This is a genomic window from Sandarakinorhabdus sp., from assembly GCF_041689835.1.
Lineage (GTDB): Bacteria > Pseudomonadota > Alphaproteobacteria > Sphingomonadales > Sphingomonadaceae > Sandarakinorhabdus.
The window spans coordinates 1-7,509 of sequence record NZ_JBDNFM010000133.1 but is presented as its reverse complement, the minus strand read 5'-3'; the positions used below and the strand labels follow the sequence as shown (position 1 = coordinate 7,509).

Below are 7,509 nucleotides of genomic sequence, written 5' to 3'. Positions count from 1 at the left end.
GCTGGACCGCATCGAAAGCGGCAGCCGCCTGACGTACGGCGTAGAATATACGCTGGATCGGCCAGGCTGGCAGCTGCGTGCCGAAATCGGCCAATCGCTGCGGTTGAGCGGCGATTGCAACGAATTTGCCGATGGCACCGGCTTTTGCGGCCGCGTGTCCGACGTGGTGGGCCGAACCAGTCTCAAATACGGCCGGCTGGTTGAACTTACCCACCGGTTCCGGTTGGACAAGGACAATTTTGCCGTTCGCCGCAACGAAATCGATCTGACGGTGGGTGGGCGGCGTTCATTTGTGTCTTTGGCCTACATCCGGCTCAACCGAAACGTCACGCTGGAGGATCTGGAAGACCGGCAGGAACTGCGCATCGCCGGGCGGCTGGCCATCGCGCGGTACTGGGCGCTGTTTGGCAATGCCATCGTCGATCTGACCACGCGGAACGACAATCCGCTTTCGAACGGCGATGGTTTTCGCGGCATCCGCCACCGTGTCGGCCTGCAATATGAAGATGAATGTTTCCGCTTCGGCATCGGCTGGCGCCGCGATTATGTCGGCGATCGTGATTTCCGCCCCGGCAACAATTTCCAGATCAGCATCGCCTTCAAGACGCTGGGGCAATGATCATTTCAGCCGGCGTTCAGGCGGGGAACGGCATCGCGGCAACTTATGGCCCAAACAAGCGCTTTCCCCGGCCGCTGCCCTTGCGCTAAGGGCGTTTCATCGGGGGGTGCGCTGCGGCGCTTCGGAGCATGTGGATGAAGGTGAAATTGCTGAACGGCCCGCTGGCCCTGGTTGCGCTGGTTCCGGTTGCGCTGGCGATGGCGGTGCCCACGGGCAACGCCAGCCTGCTCGCCCAGGCTGCAAACCGCAGTTTTTCGGCCAACGATCTGCCCGAGCTGGTGGTCATGGGCGATGTCGATCCGGCACTGCGCAAGGCCCAGGCCATTGTAAACGGTGACGTGATTACCGATACCGACATCGATCAGCGGCTGGGGCTGGTGCTGGCGGCCAACGGCGGCAAGGTGGACGATGCTGAAAAGCAGCGGCTGCGCCTGCAGATCATCCGCAACCTGATCGATGAAAAACTGCAACTGCAAGAAGCCTCGGAAAACGACATCCGCATTCCCGAAGCCGAAGTGACCCGATCGTTCGAGCGCATTGCCCAGAATTTCAAGCGCACGCCGGCCCAATTCATCACCTATCTGCACGACGGCGGATCGTCGGTAAACAGCCTGAAAGGCCAGATCCGCGCCGAAATGGCCTGGAGCCGGGTGCTGCGCCGCAAGGTGGAGCCGCTGGTCAATGTTGGCGATGATGAAGTGCAGCAGGTGATCGACAAATTGAACGCCGCCAAGGGCAAGGACGAATTTCACGTTGGCGAGATTTTCCTTTCGGCAACGCCCGAAAATCTTGATGCGGTGATGGAAGATGCCTCGCGCATCGTCGGCCAGATCCGCGGCGGCGCCAGCTTTGTGGCTTATGCCCGCCAGTTTTCCGAAGCTTCCAGCGCCGGCCTGGGCGGCGATCTGGGCTGGGTGCGCGGCGAACAGTTGAACGATGGGGTGGCACCGGCCGTCGCCGGATTGAACCCCGGCCAGATCACCGATGCCATTCCGGTGACGGGCGGCATTGCCATCATGGCGCTGATTGAAAAGCGTCAGGTGCTGGCCGCCGATCCGTTGCTGGCGATGCTGAGCCTGAAACAGTTGACCGTGCCGCTGAAAGCCAACACCACCGAAGAACAGGCCCGCGCCAAGGTGCAGGAAATCGGCAGCATCACCCAGAATATGGGCGGCTGCGGCGGCGTCGAGGCGCTGGCGCAAAAAGTCGGCGGCGAAGTGGCCAACAACGATGCCGTGCGCATGAAGGATCTGCCGGCGCCGTTGCAGGTTATCCTGGGCCGCATGTCGATCGGCGAAGCCACGCCGGCCTTTGGTTCGGCCGAAGAAGGCCTGCGCGTGCTGGTGCTGTGTGGCCGGGATGACAGCCAGGTTCAGTCCAAGGCGCCCAATTTCGAGGAAATCTATGCCCAGATGAACGATGAGCGCGTCAACATGCGCGCTCGCCGTTACCTGCGCGATCTTCGCCGCGACGCCATCGTCGATTATCGTTGATGGCGGCAGTGCCCGCCCCATTGGCGGTTTCCATCGGCGATCCCGCCGGCATCGGCCCGGAAATCATCGCCGGTGCCTGGGAACGGCGGGTGGCGGCTGGGCTGCCGCCGTTTCTGGCCATTGGCGATGCCCGTTCGATCCGTGCTGTGTGGGCGGGGCCGATCGCCGTGCTGTCCGATCCGGCGGCGGCAGCTGGCGCTTTCGATACCGCGCTGCCGCTGATCCAGGTTGATGACCCGGGCGAGATCGTCCCGGGCGAGCCCAATCTGGCTGGCGCCCGCTGCGCGCTCGACAGCCTTGAACTCGCCGCCGGCATCACCCGCCAAGGCATGACTTCAGGCCTCGTCACCGGCCCGGTATCGAAAGCCCAATTGTTTGCCATCGGCTTTACCTATCCGGGGCAAACCGAATTTGTGGCGGAACGCTGCGGCGTTTCGGCGGGCAACGCCGTGATGTTGCTGGCCGGGCCGTCGTTGCGCACCATTCCGCTCACCGTGCACGTGCCGCTTGCTGATGTGCCGCGCCTTGTCACCTGCGATCTGATCGTCAACCGCGCCCGCATCGCCGCCCGCGCGCTGATCCGGGATTTCGGCATCGAACGCCCGCGCCTGGCCATTGCCGGGCTCAATCCGCACGCCGGCGAAAACGGTACGCTGGGCCGCGAGGAAGTGGAAATCATCCGCCCCGCCATCGAAATCCTGCGCAGCGAGGGCCTCGATGTGACCGGGCCATTGCCAGCCGACACCATGTTTCACGCCCGCGCCCGCGCCAGGTACGACGTGGCCCTGTGCCTGTATCACGATCAGGCGCTGATCCCGCTGAAGGCGCTGCATTTCGATGACGGCGTTAACGTCACGCTGGGCTTGCCGATCGTGCGCACCTCCCCCGATCATGGTACCGCCTTCGATATCGCCGGCACCGGCACGGCCATCCCCAGTGCGATGATTGCAGCCATCCGCATGGCCGGCGAGTGCGCGGCCCGCCGCGCGCAGGGCTGACGCGATGAGTGACGCAGGCACTTTGGCCAAACTGCCGCCGCTGCGCGAGGTGATCGCTGCGCACGGTCTCAACGCCAAGAAATCGCTTGGCCAGAATTTCCTTACCGATACCAATTTGCTCGACCGGATCGCCCGTATTCCCGGCCTTGGCGAGGGATCACGCGTGTACGAAGTCGGCCCCGGCCCCGGCGGCCTCACCCGCGCGCTGCTCCGAACCGGTGCGCAGGTTTTTGCTGTCGAACGCGATGACCGCGCCCTGCCCGCGCTGGCGGAACTGGCAGCCGCAGCCGATGGTCGGCTCACGGTGGTGGGCGGTGATGCGATGGCGGTCGATCCCCGCGCACTGGCCGGAGACGGCGCGCACATCGTGGCCAACCTGCCCTATAATATCGGCACGGCGCTGTTCACCGGCTGGCTGGACAGCCCCGAATGGCCGCCGTGGTGGGCCAGCCTCACGCTGATGTTCCAGAAAGAAGTCGCCCAGCGCATCATCGCTGCGCCGGGCAGCAACGCCTATGGCCGGCTTTCGGTGCTGGCGCAGTGGCGTTCCACGCCCAAAATCGCGCTCACCTTGCCGGCCCGTGCCTTTGTGCCGGCGCCCAAGGTGGATTCCGCCGTGGTGCATCTGGTGCCGCGCACGCCCATGGCTCCGGCCCGCCCCGCCACGCTGGCAGCGCTTACGGCTGCGGCTTTTGGCCAACGCCGCAAGATGCTGCGCGCCAGCGTGCGCGGCCTGCCCGGCGCGCTTGAAGCACTGGAAGCCGAAGGCATCAAGCCCGAAGCCCGCGCCGAAACGGTGCCGGTGGAGGCATTTGCCAAGGCGGCAGCGCGGCTGGGGTAACGGCGGCGCGTGGTGCCACGGCACGCGCCCACCAAACTCATTCCGTCACGCTGGCGCATGCCAGCATCCACTGTACCGTCGGCGCGAGTCTCCCCACGCTGAGCACCTGCTCGGCGATGGATACTGGCCTGCGCCAGCATGACGTGATGAGTGAAGGCGAGTTAGTCCCGCACGCCCCCCAAGCTCAATTCTGCTTGGGCTTGTCCTTGGCGGGCGCAACACTTGCTTGCTGGCTGGCCTTGGTGATCACGCCTTCCAGCCGGGCGGCGGCGCTGCATTCAGTCTTGCACAGCGCCTTGATGCGGGCGAGGTTGATCTGGGCCCGCGCCGTCGCGCCGCGTGCCACCAGCGCCCGGCCCTGGCCTTCCAGCGCCGAAATATCCGACGGATTGAGCGCCAGCGCCTCGCGGTAATATTTCACCGCCTTGCCAGGAAGGCCCAGTTTCTCATAAGCCGCCGCGATGCCGGCAAAAGCCGCAACATTGCGCGGATCGCTGGCCAGTGCGGCTTCGAAACTGTCGATGGCGTCCTGCGCCTTGCCAGCGGCCAGCGCGGCCTGTCCGGCAGCGGCCATCTGTACCGAAACCGGCTTCAACTGATCGTCACGGCCCGGCGCAGCGATGGCTGCTGAGGCGATAAGGGCAAGCGGCAACAGGAACGTGAAACGCATCAATGGTCTCCCTGCGCGTTCCCTTATCAAAGCCGGGATGACTGCGCGATGAAAAAGCCATCGCACCCATCGTCGGCTGGTGTCAGAATGCGGCTCTGCCAAGGGGCCAAGCCCAATGTTCCGCCCAATTGCGTGTCGGCCAGCTGCGATTCCCCTTCGGCCGGCAGCAGCGAACACACGATGTAAACGATCCGCCCGCCGGGCCGCAGCAGCAACGTCGCCAGCTCGATCAGCATGGCCTGCGTCGCCGCCAGCCGCACCAGCCGCTCACGCGTCAGCCGCCAGCGGCTTTCCGGGTTGCGCCGCCAGGTACCGCTGCCCGAACAGGGCGCATCGATCAGCACGGCATCGCAGCTGCCCATCAGATCAGCCAGGGCGCCGGCCTCCCCGCCGGGATTGAGCAGGCGGGTTTCCACTGTTGCGCCAGCCCGTGCCGCGCGCGGCGGCAATTGGGATAGGCGCGCACGGTCGGTATCGCAGGCAATCAGCCGGCCGCGATCATCCTCTGGCCCGCGCATGTCGGCTGCCAGCGCCAGCGTCTTGCCGCCAGCCCCGGCGCACAGGTCCACCACCGTTTCGCCCGGCCGCGCGGCCAGCGTAGCCGCCGCAAGCTGGCTGCCGGCATCCTGCACCTCGATCTGGCCGGCCTGATATTCCGGTAAATCTTCCACATTGGTGCCCGATGGCAGCCGGACGCCGTGCGCAGTCGCCGCCAACAGCTGCCAATCGGGATGATCGGCCAGCACCGCATCACGGCTGGCGCGCATGGCATTCACCCGCACATCCAGCGGTGCCCGGCCCAGCAGCGCGGCCAATTGCCGATCCGCATCCGGCCCGAACCGCTCGGCCAGCATCTGTTGCAGCCACGCCGGGGCCAGGCCGGAACTTGCCGCCGGTTCGCCGTGCACCAGCGCCGGCGGCGCGTGGCCAGCAGCGCCGAACAGCGCAAGCAACGACGGATCCTGAGCGCGGGCATGGCCGATGACCGCCGCACGCCCCGAAACCGGGCGTTCGCCCAGCGATCGGATCACGGCAAACACCAGATCGCGCACGGCACGGCGATCCTTCGATCCGGCATAGCGGCGGGTGGTGAAATAGCGTTGGATGATCGTATCGGCCGCAGCTCCGCCATCGCGGGCGGCAGTGATCACCTGATCCAGTATTTCGATGGCGGCCTGAAGGCGTGCAGCAGGTATCATCCGCCGATCACCCGCCGGTCGGATAATTGGGGGCTTCGCGCGTAATCGTCACGTCGTGAACGTGGCTTTCCTTGAGGCCGGCATTGGTGATGCGGATGAATTCGGCGCGTTCGCGGAACTGTTCCAGTGTGGCCGAACCCGTATAGCCCATCGCCGCCTTCACGCCGCCCACCAGTTGATGCAGCACATTGGCAGCCGGGCCCTTGAACGGCACCTGACCTTCAATGCCTTCGGGCACCAGTTTCAGCTGATCCTTGATGTCCTGCTGAAAATAGCGATCGGCACTGCCGCGCGCCATGGCGCCCACGCTGCCCATGCCGCGATACGATTTGTAGGTGCGGCCCTGCCACAGGAAGGTTTCACCCGGCGCTTCTTCGGTGCCAGCCAGCAGACTGCCCACCATCACGCCGCTGGCGCCTGCGGCCAGCGCCTTGGCAACATCGCCGCTGGTGCGCAGGCCGCCATCGGCGATCACCGGAATGCCGCGTTTCCAGGCGGCTTCGGCCGTGTCCATCACCGCGGTGAGCTGCGGCACGCCGACGCCGGCAACCACACGAGTGGTGCAGATCGAACCGGGGCCGATGCCCACCTTGATGCCATCGGCGCCGGCATCGATCAGGGCCAGGGCCGCACCAGCGGTGGCCACGTTGCCGGCAATCACCTGAGCGGAATTGCTGTATTTCTTGATGCGCGCCACGGCTTCGGCCACGCGGTCGCTGTGGCCGTGGGCGGTATCGACGATGATCAGGTCACACTCGGCATCGAGCAGGGCAAGCGTGCGTTCAAAGCCGGTGTCTCCCACGGTGGTGGCAGCGGCAACACGCAAACGGCCGGCGGCATCCATGGTGGCGTTGGGATGGTTCACCGCCCGCACGATATCCTTCATGGTGATCAGGCCGATGCAATGGCCGTCATCATCCACCACGATCAGCTTTTCGATCCGGCGGTTGTGCAGCAGGCGGCGGGCTTCGGCTTCGGTTACCCCCGGGCGCACCGTGACGAGATTTTCCTTGGTCATCAGCTCGGCAATCGGCTGGGCATCATTTTCGGCAAAACGCAGATCACGGTTGGTGACAATGCCGACAAGCTTGCCGGGCGCGCCGCCAGCGCCAACGCGTTCCACCACCGGAAAGCCCGAAATGCGGTGGCTGGCCATCTGGGCGCGGGCATCGCCCAGCGTCTGATCCGGGGTGAGCGTGACCGGGTTGACCACCATGCCGCTTTCAAAGCGCTTCACCTGCCGCACGGCCAGCGCCTGTTCTTCCACGGTCAGATTGCGGTGCAGCACGCCGATGCCGCCCAGTTGCGCCATGGTGATGGCCATGTCGGCTTCGGTCACCGTGTCCATCGCCGCCGACAGGACCGGAATGTTGAGGCTGATGCCTTGCGTCACCCGGGTCGAAGTATCGGCCATGCTGGGCAACACGGACGATGCAGCCGGCACCAGCAGCACATCATCGAAGGTCAGGCCCAGGCGGGGTTCCTTGATGCGGGATTCCATGGCGTGCGTTTCCTCTGGCAGCGGCGGTGGGCTTCCATAGGGGTGAAGGGCGCACATGAAAAGAGCGCGCTGCGGTGTGGCAGCGCGCTCCGTTCGGCTTGATCGTCGCAGCGCGGTTCAGACGCGCAATTCAAACCCCGGCCAGCACACCGTAAAACTGTGCCATTTGCTGGCGAGTGCCGGCTTTC

General features: G+C 65.3%; 7 protein-coding genes. 4 read left to right on the top strand and 3 right to left on the bottom strand.

Annotated elements, in window-relative coordinates; all coding sequences use genetic code 11:
* The 4 genes from lptD to rsmA form a co-directional block, all read left to right on the top strand.
* Positions 1 to 619: LPS assembly protein LptD (gene lptD / locus ACESL8_RS07310; RefSeq protein ID WP_372917353.1), on the top strand; the 619-nt coding region annotated here is incomplete at its 5' end.
* 134 nt (positions 620 to 753) lie between these two features.
* A complete protein-coding gene (locus ACESL8_RS07305; RefSeq protein WP_372917351.1) occupies positions 754 to 2,112 on the top strand; it encodes a peptidylprolyl isomerase in 1,359 nt (452 codons plus the stop codon).
* Positions 2,112 to 3,110, top strand: a complete 999-nt coding sequence (gene pdxA / locus ACESL8_RS07300) for a 4-hydroxythreonine-4-phosphate dehydrogenase PdxA (protein ID WP_372917349.1) — start codon at positions 2,112 to 2,114, stop codon at positions 3,108 to 3,110. The genes ACESL8_RS07305 and pdxA overlap by 1 nt, the downstream gene beginning before the upstream one ends.
* Before the next feature lie 4 nt (positions 3,111 to 3,114).
* Entirely contained in the window at positions 3,115 to 3,951 is an 837-nt protein-coding gene (gene rsmA, locus ACESL8_RS07295) for a 16S rRNA (adenine(1518)-N(6)/adenine(1519)-N(6))-dimethyltransferase RsmA (RefSeq protein ID WP_372917346.1), read from the top strand.
* A gap of 184 nt (positions 3,952 to 4,135) precedes the next feature.
* On the opposite strand, the gene ACESL8_RS07290 is transcribed toward rsmA, so the two are convergent.
* From ACESL8_RS07290 to guaB, 3 genes are read right to left on the bottom strand one after another with little or no spacing between them, the layout of a single operon-like run.
* Positions 4,136 to 4,621: a tetratricopeptide repeat protein gene (locus ACESL8_RS07290; protein WP_372917344.1), complete on the bottom strand. Its 486-nt coding sequence runs from the start codon at positions 4,619 to 4,621 to the stop codon at positions 4,136 to 4,138.
* Positions 4,622 to 4,647: 26 nt separating this feature from the next.
* The gene (locus ACESL8_RS07285) at positions 4,648 to 5,820 is read right to left on the bottom strand and encodes an RsmB/NOP family class I SAM-dependent RNA methyltransferase (RefSeq protein WP_372917342.1); all 1,173 of its coding nucleotides are present in this window, start codon (positions 5,818 to 5,820) and stop codon (positions 4,648 to 4,650) included.
* Between the two features lie 7 nt (positions 5,821 to 5,827).
* Positions 5,828 to 7,321, bottom strand: a complete 1,494-nt coding sequence (gene guaB, locus ACESL8_RS07280; RefSeq protein ID WP_372917340.1) for an IMP dehydrogenase — start codon at positions 7,319 to 7,321, stop codon at positions 5,828 to 5,830.
* Between the last annotated feature and the right edge of the window lie 188 nt (positions 7,322 to 7,509).

Bases quoted from the DNA above. Each gene is read 5' to 3' on its own strand.
- ACESL8_RS07305 (WP_372917351.1), top strand. From the start codon at position 754: ATGAAGGTGAAATTGCTGAACGGCCCGCTGGCCCTGGTTGCGCTGGTT.
- pdxA (WP_372917349.1), top strand. From the start codon at position 2,112: ATGGCGGCAGTGCCCGCCCCATTGGCGGTTTCCATCGGCGATCCCGCC.
- rsmA (WP_372917346.1), top strand. From the start codon at position 3,115: ATGAGTGACGCAGGCACTTTGGCCAAACTGCCGCCGCTGCGCGAGGTG.
- ACESL8_RS07290 (WP_372917344.1), bottom strand. From the start codon at position 4,621: ATGCGTTTCACGTTCCTGTTGCCGCTTGCCCTTATCGCCTCAGCAGCC.
- ACESL8_RS07285 (WP_372917342.1), bottom strand. From the start codon at position 5,820: ATGATACCTGCTGCACGCCTTCAGGCCGCCATCGAAATACTGGATCAG.
- guaB (WP_372917340.1), bottom strand. From the start codon at position 7,321: ATGGAATCCCGCATCAAGGAACCCCGCCTGGGCCTGACCTTCGATGAT.